Annotated in this window: 17 protein-coding genes and 1 pseudogene; 12 read left to right on the top strand and 6 right to left on the bottom strand. The window is 36.1% G+C overall.

Translation table 11 applies throughout. The features are described 5' to 3' along the window. Nucleotides 1-275: 275 nt before the first annotated feature. Nucleotides 276-473: a hypothetical protein gene (locus FTU06_RS02455; RefSeq protein WP_180114226.1), complete on the top strand. Its 198-nt coding sequence runs from the start codon at nucleotides 276-278 to the stop codon at nucleotides 471-473. 64 nt (nucleotides 474-537) lie between these two features. Here FTU06_RS02455 and FTU06_RS02450 read toward each other — a convergent pair whose 3' ends face one another. Both FTU06_RS02450 and FTU06_RS02445 read right to left on the bottom strand, forming a co-directional pair. Then, the gene (locus FTU06_RS02450) at nucleotides 538-1023 is read right to left on the bottom strand and encodes a hypothetical protein (RefSeq protein ID WP_180144727.1); all 486 of its coding nucleotides are present in this window, start codon (nucleotides 1021-1023) and stop codon (nucleotides 538-540) included. Beyond that, nucleotides 992-1639 (bottom strand): hypothetical protein, encoded by a 648-nt coding sequence (locus tag FTU06_RS02445; RefSeq protein ID WP_180144724.1) that lies wholly within the window; start codon nucleotides 1637-1639, stop codon nucleotides 992-994. The genes FTU06_RS02450 and FTU06_RS02445 overlap by 32 nt, the downstream gene beginning before the upstream one ends. 452 nt (nucleotides 1640-2091) lie before the next feature. Here FTU06_RS02445 and FTU06_RS02440 point away from each other — a divergent pair, with 452 nt between their 5' ends. The 4 genes from FTU06_RS02440 to FTU06_RS02425 all read left to right on the top strand — a co-directional run bounded on the left by FTU06_RS02440 (nucleotide 2092) and on the right by FTU06_RS02425 (nucleotide 8357). After that, a complete protein-coding gene (locus FTU06_RS02440; RefSeq protein WP_180114225.1) occupies nucleotides 2092-3495 on the top strand; it encodes a hypothetical protein in 1404 nt (467 codons plus the stop codon). Nucleotides 3496-4106: 611 nt separating this feature from the next. Next, nucleotides 4107-4523 (top strand): DNA breaking-rejoining protein, encoded by a 417-nt coding sequence (locus FTU06_RS02435; RefSeq protein ID WP_168379498.1) that lies wholly within the window; start codon nucleotides 4107-4109, stop codon nucleotides 4521-4523. Nucleotides 4524-4979: 456 nt separating this feature from the next. After that, nucleotides 4980-6950 carry a choline BCCT transporter BetT gene (locus tag FTU06_RS02430; RefSeq protein WP_180089391.1) on the top strand — a complete coding sequence of 657 codons (1971 nt, stop codon included), beginning with the start codon at nucleotides 4980-4982 and terminating at the stop codon, nucleotides 6948-6950. Between the two features lie 246 nt (nucleotides 6951-7196). After that, complete coding sequence (locus FTU06_RS02425; protein WP_180144721.1) at nucleotides 7197-8357, top strand: MFS transporter; 1161 nt, start codon at nucleotides 7197-7199, stop codon at nucleotides 8355-8357. Nucleotides 8358-8377: 20 nt separating this feature from the next. On the opposite strand, the pseudogene FTU06_RS02420 reads toward FTU06_RS02425, so the two are convergent. Then, nucleotides 8378-9808, bottom strand: a pseudogene (locus tag FTU06_RS02420) (diguanylate cyclase). A gap of 251 nt (nucleotides 9809-10059) precedes the next feature. On the opposite strand from FTU06_RS02420, the gene FTU06_RS02415 reads away from it, so the two are divergent. Further along, nucleotides 10060-10542: a hypothetical protein gene (locus tag FTU06_RS02415; RefSeq protein ID WP_180064171.1), complete on the top strand. Its 483-nt coding sequence runs from the start codon at nucleotides 10060-10062 to the stop codon at nucleotides 10540-10542. Between the two features lie 71 nt (nucleotides 10543-10613). Here the strand turns inward: FTU06_RS02415 and accC are convergent, their stop codons facing one another. From accC to aroQ, 3 genes are read right to left on the bottom strand one after another with little or no spacing between them, the layout of a single operon-like run. Then, a complete protein-coding gene (gene accC / locus FTU06_RS02410) occupies nucleotides 10614-11975 on the bottom strand; it encodes an acetyl-CoA carboxylase biotin carboxylase subunit (protein WP_111885487.1) in 1362 nt (453 codons plus the stop codon). Between the two features lie 17 nt (nucleotides 11976-11992). Continuing rightward, entirely contained in the window at nucleotides 11993-12409 is a 417-nt protein-coding gene (accB, locus tag FTU06_RS02405) for an acetyl-CoA carboxylase biotin carboxyl carrier protein (RefSeq protein WP_078190790.1), read from the bottom strand. 15 nt (nucleotides 12410-12424) lie between these two features. Continuing rightward, complete coding sequence (aroQ, locus tag FTU06_RS02400; RefSeq protein WP_078190789.1) at nucleotides 12425-12880, bottom strand: type II 3-dehydroquinate dehydratase; 456 nt, start codon at nucleotides 12878-12880, stop codon at nucleotides 12425-12427. 1118 nt (nucleotides 12881-13998) lie between these two features. Here aroQ and FTU06_RS02395 point away from each other — a divergent pair. From FTU06_RS02395 to FTU06_RS02370, 6 genes are all read left to right on the top strand, one after another. Beyond that, nucleotides 13999-14367 carry a hypothetical protein gene (locus tag FTU06_RS02395; protein WP_078190788.1) on the top strand — a complete coding sequence of 123 codons (369 nt, stop codon included), beginning with the start codon at nucleotides 13999-14001 and terminating at the stop codon, nucleotides 14365-14367. Between the two features lie 3 nt (nucleotides 14368-14370). Beyond that, nucleotides 14371-14763, top strand: coding sequence for a hypothetical protein (locus FTU06_RS02390; RefSeq protein WP_257221029.1), 393 nt, complete (start codon nucleotides 14371-14373; stop codon nucleotides 14761-14763). A gap of 584 nt (nucleotides 14764-15347) precedes the next feature. Continuing rightward, nucleotides 15348-15608, top strand: a complete 261-nt coding sequence (locus FTU06_RS02385) for a hypothetical protein (RefSeq protein ID WP_168379492.1) — start codon at nucleotides 15348-15350, stop codon at nucleotides 15606-15608. A 3-nt stretch (nucleotides 15609-15611) separates the two neighbouring features. Continuing rightward, complete coding sequence (locus FTU06_RS02380) at nucleotides 15612-16367, top strand: zeta toxin (protein ID WP_252725865.1); 756 nt, start codon at nucleotides 15612-15614, stop codon at nucleotides 16365-16367. A gap of 43 nt (nucleotides 16368-16410) precedes the next feature. Further along, entirely contained in the window at nucleotides 16411-16656 is a 246-nt protein-coding gene (locus FTU06_RS02375; protein WP_180050773.1) for a hypothetical protein, read from the top strand. A gap of 241 nt (nucleotides 16657-16897) precedes the next feature. Beyond that, a complete protein-coding gene (locus tag FTU06_RS02370) occupies nucleotides 16898-17311 on the top strand; it encodes a YeeE/YedE family protein (RefSeq protein ID WP_180005525.1) in 414 nt (137 codons plus the stop codon). Nucleotide 17312 lies beyond the last annotated feature (1 nt).

The raw sequence follows: 17312 nt of genomic DNA, 5'->3' as shown, positions 1-17312 counted from the left end.
ACTGAGGATCAGAAAGCTTGTTTGAATCGATGTATTTCATCCGCAGATTATGCACGAATGCTAAGAAATCCGGAGTGCAAATATTAACCAAAAAGAAGATCGTTTTTTGATTTATGAAAGAGATCTAGTGTTTTGGATATTTTTTATCTTTTGGAAATGCGAAAACTTGCAAATATTGTCTTAATTTGCAATCCTTTTGGTCAAGGGTGTCTGGTTAATTTAAGGCAGGTATTTGTTGTAGTCGGGCCGCTATAACGCGGATAACGAGTGCCTGTATGTTTAATTTCAAGATTTTTAACAAAGTCTCTACGGAAGTATTAACTATAAAAAATGATCTCCAGCTTAATTCAGAGCTGCAACTTATTAATAAATATAAATCTTCCGATTCTGATATGTATAAACAAGCAATTGTTTTAATCTTCAAAGATCGTGGATATTCAAATTTAGAAATTGGTCAATTATTAGCAAGATGAATTTATTTTTAATCAGTCTAATAAAAAAGAGTGCCATATGGCACTCTTTTGATTTAAGTACAAATTAACCTTTATTGCATTTTGGATCTTGACCTAATGCACGAAGTGTATCCTGCTCTAAACGTTTTTTTAATACATTTTGATTGGCATTGTCTGTCAGAAGACTGCCACGTATTGTATAGATTGTAAGCTTAGATGAAGTTGAATCTATAGGCGTAATTGTAGTCTTAAAAATATAAGTCCCATATGGCGGTCTGCCATAAAAAGTCCCAATATTATTTTCACGATCTAGGTTAGCTTCAACTTTCAAATAATCATTATAAGTCCTGTATTCCACGCATTTTCCATATGCCTGCTTTAAGTTTGCATAGGATTGTACATAGTCCAAAGGAACTTCTACTGAACCACCACCATTGATTGATTTTGTGACCAATTCAGTTTCTGAGGTTGGTAGCATCATTCGTACGCAGCCTTGGAGCAATAACAGTGAAGTTAATAGCCCTAAGCCAGTAGCTGTTTTAATAAACTTTGACTTTTTTAAGGTTTGCATGCTCAACACCTTCAACAATACGTTTTGTAATAACAATAGATTCTGGCTCGGTTGCTTTAAATCGAGAGTCAACTTCATATTCAGCAATGAAAACTAAAGGTTTTGTATTTGAGTTACGATCTACGCCAATCACATAATCTTTATTTTCTTCTAAAGTCACGTTTTTGATCTCAGTAAAGTAACTATGATTTCCAATGCCACTTACGAAAACAATGTCGTGTTGACCAACAGGTAGTTTGAGTTTCACCTGCGAATGATCAAATCTTGTTTGTGTAGTTGATGGGCTGAGTAGTGAGTTTTCTACAAATTTCACACGTTGCTGGTCAAAAGTGTATACCGTGTAAGGGTACGCACTTAAAGAACCTGATCCTTGGAAAAACTCATAAGGAATTGTTTTGATCGTGGCATATTTTTGGCCCGAGCTCACGAGTTGGTTAGCATAAGCTTTTCGCTTTTCTGAAATAGGTGCATTTGCAGCAGTATTTAGGTAGCGTGCTTCCTTTGGAATGTGTAGCGGTAACATAGAAACTGACTTTTTATTATCAGCAGTTTCTACAACTTGACACCCGGTTAATAGACCAAATAAGCCTAAAAGTAAAAGTGGTTTAATATGCATTATTGATCCAAATTTATTCATAATTTTTAGTAAGCATAATTTACTTAAAATATATTTCGACTGAAATACATTCGGGAATAATTAAATCTAATGGATTAAAATATAATCAATATACTTGTTCAATTTTATCTTTTCTTCTTCGGGCACTTCTTCCTATTTCCACCCGGCAGGCAATCACAGGCCTGACCATCACCGTAGCGGTCTAAACTTTTCCAGCCCGTCTGTCCTGATTTCTTTCTTTGTTCATACCAGTTTTGTGTTTACATGCAGTTTGGAAGACTGTGCCCTATTAAAACAAAGAGTTGATAAAAAGTACCTTAAAGTGTTAATTTTACGTCAATTAATCTTTACTTAATTCATATTATTGTAAAAATTGAACATATTTTTTATGAAAGCCTCAGCTTGCTGCCATACTTTAATATTAATTAGAAACAGCCATTAGGTACTTAATAATGAAACTAGAATTAAATGTTCCTGATGATTTCCCTAGACAATTAATAGATTTATTCCATGGACTGCATCCACGACTTCCCAAAGGCTATCCAACAGAATGCATTTCTTTGGACAAAGCTATAGGTAGGAGAGTTGCAGAAAATGTTATCGCTTCAAATAACTATCCAGCTAAAAATTTATCAAAATTTGCTGGTTGGGGCATTAATTCACATATGACTCAAAATATCAAAGCAAATAACTTTTTAAAAATTAATAATATGTATTTCTGGGATGCAGAACTTTATCGATCCAAAGATATATACAAAATTGATTACAAAGAAGATTCTATTATTAGACTCCCTAAAAATATCGAACTGCCTTGTGAAATAGATGCTGTTATTCAAGAAGATGATAGTAGGTTAGATCTTGAAGATCCCTTTTCTTATAAGGTTCTTTCACCAATAGAAAAATTTGAAGGTGTGATAAAACAAGGAAGCATTATCCAACAAGGTGAATGTTTGGTTCAAAAAAATGAAAAAATTAATGCTGAAAAAGTAATCGTATTGTCAAGGGCAGGTTTAAGAGAAATTGAAGTATATAAAAAACCTAAAATCATTATAGTTAGTATGTATAACTATGATACTGAAGAAAAAATTAGTGAAGAATGCATTTATGTTCAAAATATTTTGCAGCAATGGGGGTACGATGATGTTGGAGTCAAAATCTTAAAACCAATTAGATTAGAGCATGCTTTCAAAATTGAAACTGAACAAAAAAATCCTATTATTAATCCAGCTTTAACATCTTCACAAGAGCGGTTTACTGATGAGTTTCATGTACTGACAGCAGAGTATGATTTAATTCTAGTTTGCAGCGCTAGTTCTTCAAGTGGTGGTATTTTAACTTTACCTAAACTCGCTACTTTTGATCAATCGTCAACTAATACTCCAATCAACATGCTCACGTTAAATGAGGAAAAATTTAAAGTTTTTAGAAGTGATCATCGTTCACATCCAATCAATAAAACGGAAAAAATATTAGACACCCAAGGTAATTATAGAGGTTTAAAAACTCACACTATTGAAGACAAAGCAACTATCGTGAACCTCTTAGGAGATGTTGATGATATTGCGATGACAATAAATGTCGGAGTGAGATATATTTTAAATAGAACTGACCCTAATTTTATAAAAAATAATTTTCACAGAGGATTCATTAAAAACTACAAAACTAACGATAAAATGCAATTATTATTTGGAAATTATACACAGGATGACTCTGGAAAATTTTTGATTGATATTGATAAGAATTTAGGCAATCATCCTTTAAATAAATTTATGCATTCTAATTGTATCGTGATTATTCCTAGTAAGCATCAAATCCAAGTTGATATTGCAGAAATTTTCTTTATAAGACTTTATTAATATAATAAATATCTTTTATATTTTAAAAAATAATCATTAATTCGTAGCAAGATTAATACTGAAATCTTCTTCTTTCTCAGGAATGAGCTGCATACTCCGTAAAAGGAGAGGGGGAGTTTTCATATAAATCCTCTCCCTCTTGCGCATAATTGCGCTCATCTTTGAAAAGGAGAGGGAACATTTTTTTGTGAATTAGGTATTGATTAAAAACTGACTTATGAAAGAAGTCTAATAAATATGGATTATATAGACCATAGATAAAGCACCTCACGACACTTTTCTAATTTTAGTCCCCACCATTACTGATGAGCATGCTCAACGACAATATGTTCTCTATGAGCAGTGCCATATCAAACGTAAGTAAAAATGTGGATTCATAATGCCAAACTATGATTACGACCACATGTTTGAATTACAGACACTTTCACATGCAAGATACGGACTGCTCAAGTAAAAAATAAGCCACCTTCGTACGGTTTTTTTATATCAATGGATAACAAAAGGAAATGGCAAAAGTGCTTTGTACATCTTACGATATAAATGAAAAATCATTGATGAAATTTAGAATTTCACATGATTAAAAATGATCAATTTAAAAATGGCACATAGTGATGAAAAAATTAACTTTGTTAGGTTCAATAACTTTGGCTTTGTCTGCGGCGGTTTCGCCAAGTGTATCTGCTGCACCAGTAAAACCCATTCAGTTTGCAAAAGGTGCTATTGGTACTACAGTTGCAGGATCATTTAAAGGCTACGATGACATTCAGTATAGTTTGAATGCTAAGGCTGGACAAACTTTAAGCTATAAGCTGACAAGCAATCATGATTTAGCCCAAATTAATATATATGCTCCTGGTGATAAACCAGGAAAAGCAGACGCTTTGGTGATTGGATCTACAACAGGAGCATCTGGAAAATTCAAGCTGCCAGAATCAGGCAATTATTTGATTCAGATCTACCAAATGCGGAATACGGCACGGAATAATAGAACAGTTAATTATAAATTGCATGTTGAAGCAGTTCGCTAAACTTACTTTATCTGGATAGCTTAGAAAGTAACCGAAGCAAAACCAACCAGATGAAATTATATAAGTGATAAAAAATATTCAAAAAACCACCAAAAAGTGGTTTTTTGAGTTTTGTATTAATTGGAAAATTATAAGAAATTAAGAAAAATGATATTGATAAATATAATGAATTTAGAATGAAGACATTAAATTGATCGTTTTCTTAATTTAATAAATTGCTTAATATTTAATTTAGTATCTAAAAATATGATAACATGTGCACATTCTAAACAGTGGCTTAGATTGAGTCAGCCTTTAATTTTCAATTTATGCACATGAATATTTTTAATATTTATCGTATAGAGCGAAATTACAATCGCCAGCACTCATCTTTACAAGCCTGTTTCTTCCGCAGTTAGCGGATATCTCTTTGATCAATTTTGATCTGTCTTACAAATAAAACGGAATAGGGAAGGTATGTCTTCATTGAAACCGTCATGGTATTCCAATGTGAATCCAAATGTGTTTATTAGCACAGTTGTTATTATCGGCATTTTTATTGCCATTGTATTTTTAGCTCCCAATGCTTTTGATTTAATAACTAAACAACTGAATCAATGGGTTACAAACTCATTCAGTTGGTTCTATGTACTATCTGTAGCCATTTTTCTAATAGTGCTTATTTATATTGCCTGTTCAAATATGGGTAAAATTAAATTAGGTTTAGACCATAGCCAACCAAAATATAGTAATAGCTCCTGGTTCGCTATGCTATTTACTGCTGGTATGGGTATTGGCTTAATGTTCTTCGGTGTCGCGGAGCCAGTGATGCACTATGTATCACCTCCAACCGGTGATCCTGAAACGATCCAATCAGCGCAGCAAGCTATGCGTGTAACATTCTTCCATTGGGGACTTCATGCTTGGGCAATCTACACAATTGTTGGCTTGGCGTTAGCTTACTTTGCTTATAGACACAATCTACCTCTAAAAATTCGCTCTGCGTTATATCCTCTCATTGGAAAGAGAATCTATGGTCCAATCGGTGATGGTGTAGATACCTTTGCGACGATCGGTACTGTATTTGGTGTCGCAACGACATTAGGTTTTGGTGTAACCCAAATTAATTCTGGCTTGAATTATCTATTTGGGATTGAATATTCAACGACGACACAGCTAATTCTAATCGTCATTGTTACAGCTATGGCTTCTTTGTCCGTATTTATGGGCTTAGATAAGGGTATTAAACGATTATCAGAGATCAATTTAGGTTTAGCACTAACCCTCTTATTATTTGTATTTTTTGCTAGTTCAACAATATTTATATTGCAAGCGACTATACAAAATGCTGGTCAGTATTTTTCAAACTTATTTAACATGACCTTTAATTTATATGCCTATCAATCTGATGGTTGGATTGGTGGTTGGACAATTATGTACTGGGCATGGTGGATTTCATGGTCGCCATTCGTAGGTATGTTTATTGCGCGTGTGTCTGAAGGACGTACTATTCGTGAGTTTATTGTAGGTGTTTTACTTATACCAACAGGCTTCACGCTGATCTGGATGGGAGTGATGGGCAACGCTGCACTCTATAGCATCTTAAACGAAGCGAATACCTCACTGATTTCTGCAGTACAACGAGACTCATCCGTTGCGCTATTTGAGTATTTAGGAACTTTGCCATTCTCAGGCATTATGAGTTTTGTTGCGACCATATTGGTTATGCTATTTTTTGTGACTTCAGCGGACTCTGGTGCACTTGTTACAGATTATTTAACAGCTAAATCTGAGAACTCCCCAACATGGCAACGATTGTTTTGGACAACGTTAATGGCTGTTCTTGCGATTGTTTTGTTGTTTGCAGGAGGTTTAGGTGCTTTGCAATCTGCAACAATGTTGAGTGCATTACCATTCACTTTTGTAATGCTTTTAATTTGCTGGGGCTTAGTCAAGGCTCTACATTTAGATGCAACCAAGATGCAAGCATTACAGGATGCGCGTATTACACCTAGAGCAATTCATAATCCAAGAAGTTGGCAGCAACGTTTAGGATTGATTATGCATTATCCGCATACACGTGAAGAAGTTGAACAATATATTGATACAACGGTAAGCCAGGCATTTTCAAATCTACAGAAAGAGTTTAAGCGTCGTCATTTAGATGTGACGGTAAACACGATAGATGATGGCTTGCAGCTTCGTGTAAACCATCAAGATGAGATTAACTTTATCTACCAAGTAGTTGTCCAAGAAAAAAATACACCAAGCTTTATGATTGATTCAGGAGAAATTACGCAAGATTATCAAGCTGAAGTATTTTTGAGGGAAGGTGGTCAAAATTATGACATCATCGAATGGACGCAAGAAGATATCTTGCAAGATGTCATTGATCAATATGAGCGTCATCTGCATTTTTTAAATTTAGTTCGAACTAAGAGCCAATAGATAAAAAACCGCCCAAATGGGCGGTTTTTATTAACATATGAGAGTTTTATAGGTAAAAATAACATATTGTTTAATAAATAGAATAATGAGGAAATTTGATATTTTGATAAAATTGTACAAATTTTGAAATAATTTAATTAAAATAAATTTGTATACTCGTCATATCCTAACCAAGCCTTTTAGATGCAAAAGCATACAACTCTGAAAAGTTTATAACTTACTGTAAATACTAAGGAATACAGTTTGATGCTTAACATTCCAATCCAATCCAAACTCGGTGGATTCTACTTTTTCTATTATTCAATAGTGGGTACATTCATGCCGTATTGGAGTTTGTATTTAGAGGATCAAGGGTTTAATTATCAAGAAATAGGTGTTTTATCTTCGATTGCAATTGTGACACGTTTTTTTGCGCCATTTATTTGGGGGTGGATTGCAGATAAATCCGGAAAGCGCATGCTTTTAGTTCGAATCGCAACATGGATGGAAGCCTGTATTTGGTTTCTGATTTTTATAATTCCAAACAGTTTTCAGTCTGTTGCATTACTCATGTTGGTATTCAGTTTCTTTCAAAATGCCATTTTAGCTCAGTTTGAAGGGGTAACTTTATTTTGGTTGGCTGAGCGTCGTGCAGAACTTTATGGAAAAGTCAGAAAATGGGGATCAGTTGGTTTCATTGTTGGTGTATTTGGAATAGGGGCTTTGCTAGAAATAATACCTGTTTCAATGCTGCCTATCATGTTGTTATGCATTGCATTTCTCGCATTTATTTGGTCATTTACGATTAAAGAGCCCGCTACTGCACCATCTTCACAGAAAAAACTTGAACCACTTTGGCCTATCTTAAAACGACCAGTTGTAGCTAGTTTTTTTATCATTGAATTTTTTCTACTTTTTTCGCATGCGCCGTTTTATAGTTTTTATAGCAATTACCTTAAGCAGGCTGATTTTTCGACGAGCCAAATCGGTTTTTTATGGTCTGTCGGAGTCATTGCAGAAATCATTATGTTTGCCTATGCCAATGTCTTTTTTAATCGATATTCTTGGCGTAACTTAGTGCTCATTTGTCTGGGGCTAACAGGGATGCGATGGTTGATTGTAGGCTTATATCCGACGGTGTTTATCACTCAATTTGCAGCGCAAACGATTCATGCCTTTAGTTTTGGATTATTCCACTTAATCGCGATGCGGATCATTTTTCAAAATTTTACTGCGAGTCAACAAGGGCGAGGTCAAGCGCTATACAGTACCATGTGGGGCTTAGGTGTTGCGAGTGGCAGTATTTTAGCAGGTCGATATTGGGACATGCTTTCGGGACCCGTTATTTTTATGATCGCAGGACTGGCTGTTATACCTGCCATGTTTTTGGTTTTGGGCTTGCCTAAGACGATCCAAAAACCAACGTGACACTTAAGTATTTATAAGTCTCAATTGACTAAAATTACCTGATTACGGCCGAGCTCTTTGGCTTGATATAAAGCCTGATCAGCTTGATTGATCATACTTTGCAAACTTGGAGCATTGGGCAAAGACTGATGAATCAGACCTATACTCACCGTAATATAAATCGTATTTTTTTTATCAATGAAAATAGGCGTAGTTTCAACGACTTTTCGGATACGCTCAGCAATACCTTGAGCTTCAGCTGCTGCAATGTTGGTGAGTAATACACTAAACTCTTCACCACCAATACGTGCAAATAAATCAGTTTCACGTAAATTCTTACGCACAACGCTCGAAAATTCTTGTAAAACTTGGTCACCGACATAATGCCCATATTGATCATTTAATTGTTTAAAATGATCAATATCCATGATGATAATGGAAAAGTTAAGCTGAATTTGGTTTTGTAGGTAAAGCTCACCTTACTCGAAAAAATATCGACGATTCATCGCATGCGTTAAACTATCATGATTTGCAAGGTATAAAACCTCTTTATATAGTTCGTGCCGATTTCGGCTAATAATACAAAGAATCAACGGCGAGAGAATCAGCATGGCTAGGCCGATACGGACTGAAATTGCTGTCGATAAATAGGCTAATGAAGAATCGTGTAAGTAGAACGCATTTAAATTGTAATAGGTCGCTAAAATTACCACGGCATTAATTAGGGATAAGGTAAATAAGCGATAGGTTAATGCTGCCCAAATTAGAGCCGCTAAAGGGTAGAGAATTGCCCCTGGACCTGCAGAAACGGCTGTTAAAAATACACAGAAGACAACTGCAATTGCCGGAAATATTTTATTGATCTGAAAGCTTTGATGACGTCGATCTTTGAAATAAAGTTTAAGATCGGCCAGTTTAGGAAAAGACAGAATAAGCGGTAATATAATCAGCGCATTTAATATTTCAGTAATCCACCACATACCAAAATCAATCGACAATCGATCGGTCGACATAAACGTGTTGGGGATATAAGGCACAGTGAAAATAGCAAAAAGAGCACCTGCAAGGCATCCACCACAGGCGATGATGACAATCATGGTCAGAAAGGTGAAACCTTTATTATAGTTTTGATAGTTCACCTGAAAATATCGCATAAAAAATAACGATACCATGCTGTTGGTTAAATTTGAAAAAGTGAGAAATAAAGTGAGTTGGAAATAATTGCCCGTCACTAAATCTGCGAGCATATAACCGGTAAATGCACCTAACCATCCTCCCAGATTACTCAGTTTAGGGAACCTTAAGAATAATGCTAATAGCACTGCATTGGCAGGCCAAAAAATCGCTAAATAGCTTAATGGGCGGGTGAAAATACCGATTAAGCAGCAGCAAAGAATAACTGCAGCGACTATGACAAAAGCCATGCTGTGGCTTGCATTAAGCGTAGCAAGACTATTCGAATGCAGTTTCATTAGCTTATGTAAGCCTAGGTTAAATATGGGAGAATTCGTTTTTTTCGTATATTAAACGATAAAAAAGATTTTATATTATTTTATTGTAAATAGTGTGATTTGTTTGGCATTTAGCTGATTTGTAGTTTCGTTAACCGAGATTGATTTTTTGGATAAATAGGAAAAATGATTGTTATGAAAATGTGATAAACCGCGGATTTGTAAAAAAATGTGTTACTTTAAGAGCATGATTTATATGACTGATTAAATGTATGAAAATAGCATATCTTACAGTTTTACTCATGTTGAGTTCATCGTTGGTGATGGCGGCAGATAATAAGAATACAACTCAAAATTCAGAGGCTAAAAATCAAGTTGAAGCGGTGAATAGCTTTAGGGTGACAACACGTTCTGAATTGGTCGGCTTATGGGGTATGGAAATTCCGACCAATAAAAAGTGCGTTGAATATTATAATTTTAAGAGCAATAATGATGTTGTGATCAAAAGCGGTGAAGAGTGGTCATCTGGGGTATATGACTATCAACCTGCGCAAGATCCGAATGTGCAAATTCCAGCACTGATTTTACAAGTGAAATATGACAATAATCAGATGGATTGTTCGGGCAATATTCAAGATCAAACCGGCGAAATTTCACAGTACTTTGTAAAGTGGAAAAGTCCATCTGTTATTAATTTCTGTGCCAATGATCAGGGTCAACAGTGTTTTGCGACATTGCGTCGAGTTTTACCTTAAGTATGACTATAGATCTTTCTTATGAAAATAAAAAAACCACTCATTTGAATGGTTTTTTTGACGCTGAAGATTTATTTATCTTCATGTCCTTCGACTTTCTTTAATAGATGCTTTTCAAGATAGTGAATATCCATTGCTTGTTCGCAGAAATTTTTATCTTGAAGAATCAAATCTTTATGTAGCGGAATATTGGTTTTCACGCCAGTTAAGATAATCTCTTCCAGAGCTTGTTTCATGCGCGCAATAGAGGTTTCACGATCTTTACCATGCGCAATGAGTTTTGCAATCATTGAATCATAGTATGGTGGGATGCTATATCCTTGATAGATATGAGAATCTAATCGGATACCTGCGCCACCCGGTGCATAAAAATGGTCGATTTTACCCGGTGAAGGCATAAATGTAGATGGATCTTCTGCATTAATACGACATTCAATCGCATGACCTTTAAGTTGAATATCTTCTTGTTGAAGATCCAAACCTAAGCCAGCAGCAATGCGTAATTGTTGCTCGATAATATCCACACCAGTTACTTGCTCAGTAACAGGATGTTCTACTTGTACACGAGTATTCATTTCAATAAAGAAGAATTCACCTTCTTCAAATAAGAACTCAAATGTACCAGCACCACGGTATTGCATCAATTTACAAGCATTTACACATGCTTCAAGAATATGCGCACGTGCTTCTTCAGGTAAACCCGGTGCAGGCGCTTCTTCAAGCACTTTTTGATGGCGACGTTGCAATGAACAGTCACGATCATAAAGGTGAATTGCATGGCCATTACCATCTGCAAGAACTTGCACTTCGACATGGCGTGGCTTTTGAAGGAAACGTTCCATATAAACGGTGTCGTCACCAAACCACATTTCCGCATCACGTTGAGCGGCTTGTACAGATTCGAGTAGCGTGTCTACACGTTCAACGATACGCATACCACGACCACCACCACCTGAGGCAGCTTTTACAATCAATGGGAAGCCAATTTCTTTGGCTTCTGCCAATGCATTGTGAATCGTTACAGCATGGTCACAACCCGGAACTGTTGGTACGCCAGCTTTTTTCATCGCAATAATGGCAGAAACTTTGTTCCCCATTAAGCGAATGTGTTCAGGACGCGGACCGATAAAGATAAAACCTGAGTTTTCTACAATTTCTGCAAACTCAGCGTTTTCAGATAAGAAACCATAACCTGGATGGATGGCATCTGCACCGGTGATTTCAGCCGCTGTAATAATGGCAGGGATATTGAGATAACTTTCGCTGCTGGCACCTGGTCCAATACACACTGCTTCGTCACAGAAGCGTAAGTGCATTAGGTCTTTGTCGGCATCGGAATAAATCCCTACGGTTTTAATTCCTAAAGTTTTGCAAGCGCGGGTGATGCGGAGCGCAATCTCACCACGGTTTGCAATTAAAACTTTTTGCAACATTGTGATTCCCCGTGGTCTTAAGCGCGATAGCGGAATAATGGTTGACCGAATTGGATCACTTCGCCATTTTTAACCAAAATTTCTTCAATTACACCGCTTTGAGTTGCTTCAATTGGGTTCATGATTTTCATTGCTTCGATGATACCGAGTGTTTCACCAGCAGATACAGTTTGACCAACTTTCACAAATGGTGCTTCACCTGGATTTGGCGCAGCATAGAACACACCAACCATAGGAGACGGCTCAACAGCACCACGTGGTGAACGAGGTGCAGCAGGCGCAGCGGCAGGAGCAGCCATAGCAGGCGCAGCGGCAGCAACTACTGGATTGCGACGAGTTAGAGCAATCGATTGATCGCCTTCTTTAACTTCAATCGCCTGTAAGTCAGATTCAATCATCAAATCGATGAGTTTCTTGATTTTACGGATATCCATGAACAGTATTCCTAATTAAGATTGAGAAGTTGGTTGAATTTTTTCGATGGCGAAGTCTAGTGCTGCGGCATAACCTTTTGCACCTAAACCACAAATAACGCCAACGGCTTTATCAGATAGATAGGAGTGATGTCTAAATGCTTCGCGAGCGTGGACATTTGATAGATGTACTTCGATAAACGGAATGGCTACACCAAGAAGGGCATCACGCACAGCAACCGAAGTATGTGTTAGGGCTGCTGGATTAATAATGATGAATTGAACGCCTTCTTGTTGCGCTTGATGAATTCGGTCGACGACAGCGCCTTCCCAATTACTTTGGAAAGTGTCGAGAGAAATGGAAGCGTTTTGAGCCTGTGAAATCAGTTTTTGGTTGATATCTTCAAGTGTCAGATAGCCGTAAACTTCGGGTTCACGTTTTCCTAGTAAGTTGAGATTCGGTCCATGAATGACCAAAATGGTCGAGCTCATTCAGCCTGCTCCAATAAAAAGTTGCAAATTTACTTTGCAAGATACCTGCAAAGTTTGCTCATTATGGCATAAAATTCCACATTTTTTTTATAATTTCTTTGAATTGACGTGAAAAGCATGTGCCGAGAATGGGCTATATAATGCGAACTTTGCAGAGAATTGGCAATGTTAAAAAATTACATTTTTATCATTATATTGTAGGACATCATTTTAAACCCAATTGGCTAAAACTGTTGATATCTTTTGTGTAAACTTGCTTTATCGTGGTGCATTCGTGTAGCAATAACCAGTATAAATGATTTGAAAGGTGAGATGGCTTGTACATTTGTCTTATAGATCGTCAGTTGAACTGCCTACGCATGCATAGTCGTAAAGATAGTATTTATTCAGCGTATTAAAAATTCTAAGGTTTAACTTATTTCACGCGTAAAGGAATCTAAATTGTTCTCAGTTTTCAATCGAGTTATTTGAAAGAATAAATCAGGTTTGTGTGCTAAGTATATAAAAATTAAAAGATAGTTACTTTTTCTATGGTTTATAAAGCATATTTCTAGGCCAATGAAATTTTTTTCATAGATGATAGGGCTCAAGCTAGATATTTTGTTTGCCTTAGCGAATTAAATATTCTGTGGGAGCATTTCCTTATAAGTAGGCAGCTTTAGATATGATGAACATTTATTGCCTAGCTAAGTCATACTTTATAGACCTATATATAAGCGTATTAACCATCCTGTGTATTTTCTAGTCAGTGTTTTGAATCTATGAAACGTGCAAGGCATTGACGATTTCTTTCATAAATCATGTAAGTTTGGAAAATCGGGTATTTGTCCAAATTTGCACAGGCATTGGCAAAAGTTAAATCTGTGGTGGTAAAGAAGCTTGCTGTTTGAATGTTGATTCTATTTTTTTTCGTCTATTTCTGTGTTTGAGCGGTATATGTCTTAAATTAAGTTTCCTTTATTCCTGTTTATACCTTTACATGGAATCTACAGCATTGAGTCTTTTGTTATAAATGAATTGATAAAACAAGGCACGAATGCTTTCGCACGGAAAAAATTTATCTATATAAGTGTAATTCACGGTAGAATGCCCGAAACCTATATGGCCTGAGAACAAACATGGCAAAACATACGCAAAATTCATCACCTTTGGCAGAACTGATTGCAGAACAAAAACTTTTATGTGAAGAAGTGGGTTCTGCATATGTAGAAGTGCAGGGCGATGATGTAATTGCTGTGGCTGTCCATACCTTAAATAAAGATCCAATAGTCGGTATTCGTAAGCCTGCAGAAGGTGATGAAAATGTCAGTTGGTATATTTATGGCGGGGAGCTTGAAGGCGCAGATAACTTTGAAACAATGACTGTGCGTAAACTGCAAGATGTCGTGCCTGAAGTGCTACCGTATTTAGCTTTGGATGTAGGTTATCGTTTTATGATCGATGCTGATGATTATGAAGATGTCTGGAAAGAAGGTGATGAGGCTTAATTTATGCATTCTCCATTGATGTATAAACTTTATGTCTTTATTTTCTCTGTGTTTACTTCTTCTGTAATACATGCAAATGTGAAAGAAGCCGTTACTCCACAACTGACTCAAGCTGAATATAATGCTCAGATACAAGCATATACTGAGCAAATTAATTCAACCAAAGCCATTTTAGATGACCCTGCATCTACTGCAACGGGTCAGCAGCAAACTCAAGCGTTTTGTTTAAGATTGAATGCATATCGACAGATTTTAGAAATTTCTCAGCAAAACTCAGCTCTTGAAATGGCCAATCTAATGCGAGTGGCTTCACAGCACTATTTACAACAACAGCAACAGAGTATGCAGTCATCTGGCTTAAACGAAAGTGCATTTTGTTCGAGTCCTACAAAATAATTTAGGTTTAAATTTCTCTTCTAAAACTTTTGGGCTCTCGTCTAACTTTCTTTCATTTTGTTCTATTTTTCATAATTCGAAATGGTCTAATATTTCAAAATTATTACAGCATAATTCACTATAGGTGCAGTTTCTAATAATCTTAGAAGTTGAAAATGTAGATTGTCAGAAAATGATATAAAATATGCTTAAAATGATAAGTCCATCACATTATTATAATCAGGTTAGAACGATTTATATGCAACAAACATCCCTGGTCCTGTTGCATAGATCAGTACTAATACATCAACTTGTTAATGTCGTTCTCTTTTGGCCACTGAATAAGTGGCTATTTTTTTTGTGAAAATTTAAATGCTTAATTGGGTGATAAATCTAATGTAGGTAACTTTTACATAATTCTTGATTTACTATCCACACACATTGACTCATATACGACATTCTTTTCGAGTAAGATAATCAAATGATTTAAGCACTTTGAATTTTTATCGATTTCCTTTCAGTATGAGTGATGGATAAATAGACAAATATTGCGAGTATGATAAGATGATTGAACACATTATTTTTGATGTTTGAGGAGTTGTTACATGACAGCTTATACTTCAGTAATGAAAGCAAGCCAATATGAGGACGATATGATCCCGAGCCTTGCTATCCATGCATTTCGCCATGCTTTTGAACAAGCAAGTGCGTCATCCACTGTGGTTTATGTAAAAGGTCTACAACTGGTTCAACGTCTGCAAAATGGTCAAGAAGTACAAATAAAAGATGTATCAGCCGACTTTGTGCAAGTGGATGATCTACCAAAAATTTTAAAACGAAAAAAGAAAATAGAGGAAATTGTTTAATACATGCCTCCACAACCTCGCATTAGAATGTTCGCGGGTCCAAATGGTTCAGGTAAAAGCACAGTTAAAGAATATTTATTGCCCCATCATATTGGGGCATATTTAAATGCGGATGAACTCGAAGCTCAACTGAAACATTCACACCGGCTCAATTTGTTGGATTACCATCCCGCTTTAAAATCCGAAGCACTAATTGACTTTCTATATACGAAAAAGCGTCCCGCTGATGGAGAATTTATTCCGCTATTAGCACGAAAACCTCAGATATTAGATCCGTGGAAAATTGAATTTCATCCAGATCAGATTGATTCATATCTTTGTGCAAGAATTATCGATTACATCCGTTTGCAGTTTTTAGAACTAAAAATTAGTTTTACCTTTGAAACGGTGATGTCCCATATTTCCAAGGTGGAGTTTCTACGCGAAGCAAAAAGAAAAGGCTTTCGAACCTATCTATATTATGTTTCCACTATTGATCCTGTTATCAATATTTCACGTGTTCAGTACCGCGTGAAAACGGGTGGACATGGTGTGCCAGAACAAAAAATTCGCGAACGTTATTATCGAAGTATGGATCTGTTAATGCAGGCGGTAGAAGCAACGGATCGTAGTTATTTATTTGATAACTCTGCCGATGGACAGCATGCTTCTTTCATTGCGGAAATTGAACAAGCTGAAATTTTAAAGATGAATTCAGGTATTCAGCGTTTACCTTGGTGGTTTGTAGATAAGGTGCTCAAAGAGTTTGAGCCAAATTAATATCAACTGAACGTAATAAAAAACAAAATAACAGGATGAACCTATGCAAAATAACGACTATGAATTACAACAACATTCAAACTCATCTCCATTAGATCAAACTCATCTTGATCAAGCCATTGAGCAGCAAGCTGAACAAGAACAGCAAAAAAATAGTACATCATTTGATCCTTTATCTTCTCTAGATTTGACCGACTTAGCTGAAATTGGTTCGAATATTATAGAATTGGGTTCAGATGCTTTAACGTGGGTGAGCGATGCACTCAGCGATATCAGTATTGATCTATAAACTATCTATTATTTCAATTAACTTCATAATAAACAGCCTTTATTGAAAAATCTCCGAGGATATATTTCGTGATTTTTCAAGTTTATAAATTATTTCTAAATAAATTAATCAAACACTCTTGAAACGTTGAATTTTTCAATCAGGAAAAGGCAAGTCAGAACGAATATTTCGGTTGGAGGGCTTGCATCTTTTTTTAAATAACATATTATAAAAACATATATTGTTTTTGTGGCTGATGAATATGCATCCCTTTCTAACCGCTTTTCTCGGCGGGACCTTATTGGGCCTAGCCGCAGTTGGCTACCTATACGTACATGGTCGAATCGCCGGTATCAGTGGTTTAATTGCGCAAATGTTGAATCCTCAAACGATTTTAAAAACACCTGCGATATGGTTTTTAGCGGGACTTTTTATTGTGCCTTTTATCTACGGGAAAATGACCTCTGTGACAATTGAACTGGATGCAAGCCCATGGATGATGATCATTGCCGGGGTATTGGTTGGATTCGGAACGCGATTAGGTTCAGGTTGTACAAGCGGACATGGCATTTGCGGTATTAGTCGTCTTTCTAAGCGTTCATTCGTTGCAACTGCTAGTTTTATGTTGGCAGGGATTATCACAGTTTATGTAATGAGACATGTAATCGGAGCTTAAT

The sequence above is a fragment of the Acinetobacter sp. YH12052 genome, from assembly GCF_013419835.1.
GTDB classification, from domain to species: Bacteria; Pseudomonadota; Gammaproteobacteria; order Pseudomonadales; family Moraxellaceae; genus Acinetobacter; species Acinetobacter amyesii.
This window is presented reverse-complemented; position numbering and strand designations above follow the sequence as displayed.

Coding starts and splice junctions, on each gene's coding strand:
- FTU06_RS02455 (WP_180114226.1), top strand. CDS start 276: ATGTTTAATTTCAAGATTTTTAACAAAGTCTCTACGGAAGTATTAACT.
- FTU06_RS02450 (WP_180144727.1), bottom strand. CDS start 1,023: ATGCAAACCTTAAAAAAGTCAAAGTTTATTAAAACAGCTACTGGCTTA.
- FTU06_RS02445 (WP_180144724.1), bottom strand. CDS start 1,639: ATGCATATTAAACCACTTTTACTTTTAGGCTTATTTGGTCTATTAACC.
- FTU06_RS02440 (WP_180114225.1), top strand. CDS start 2,092: ATGAAACTAGAATTAAATGTTCCTGATGATTTCCCTAGACAATTAATA.
- FTU06_RS02435 (WP_168379498.1), top strand. CDS start 4,107: ATGAAAAAATTAACTTTGTTAGGTTCAATAACTTTGGCTTTGTCTGCG.
- FTU06_RS02430 (WP_180089391.1), top strand. CDS start 4,980: ATGTCTTCATTGAAACCGTCATGGTATTCCAATGTGAATCCAAATGTG.
- FTU06_RS02425 (WP_180144721.1), top strand. CDS start 7,197: ATGCTTAACATTCCAATCCAATCCAAACTCGGTGGATTCTACTTTTTC.
- FTU06_RS02415 (WP_180064171.1), top strand. CDS start 10,060: ATGAAAATAGCATATCTTACAGTTTTACTCATGTTGAGTTCATCGTTG.
- accC (WP_111885487.1), bottom strand. CDS start 11,975: ATGTTGCAAAAAGTTTTAATTGCAAACCGTGGTGAGATTGCGCTCCGC.
- accB (WP_078190790.1), bottom strand. CDS start 12,409: ATGGATATCCGTAAAATCAAGAAACTCATCGATTTGATGATTGAATCT.
- aroQ (WP_078190789.1), bottom strand. CDS start 12,880: ATGAGCTCGACCATTTTGGTCATTCATGGACCGAATCTCAACTTACTA.
- FTU06_RS02395 (WP_078190788.1), top strand. CDS start 13,999: ATGGCAAAACATACGCAAAATTCATCACCTTTGGCAGAACTGATTGCA.
- FTU06_RS02390 (WP_257221029.1), top strand. CDS start 14,371: ATGCATTCTCCATTGATGTATAAACTTTATGTCTTTATTTTCTCTGTG.
- FTU06_RS02385 (WP_168379492.1), top strand. CDS start 15,348: ATGACAGCTTATACTTCAGTAATGAAAGCAAGCCAATATGAGGACGAT.
- FTU06_RS02380 (WP_252725865.1), top strand. CDS start 15,612: ATGCCTCCACAACCTCGCATTAGAATGTTCGCGGGTCCAAATGGTTCA.
- FTU06_RS02375 (WP_180050773.1), top strand. CDS start 16,411: ATGCAAAATAACGACTATGAATTACAACAACATTCAAACTCATCTCCA.
- FTU06_RS02370 (WP_180005525.1), top strand. CDS start 16,898: ATGCATCCCTTTCTAACCGCTTTTCTCGGCGGGACCTTATTGGGCCTA.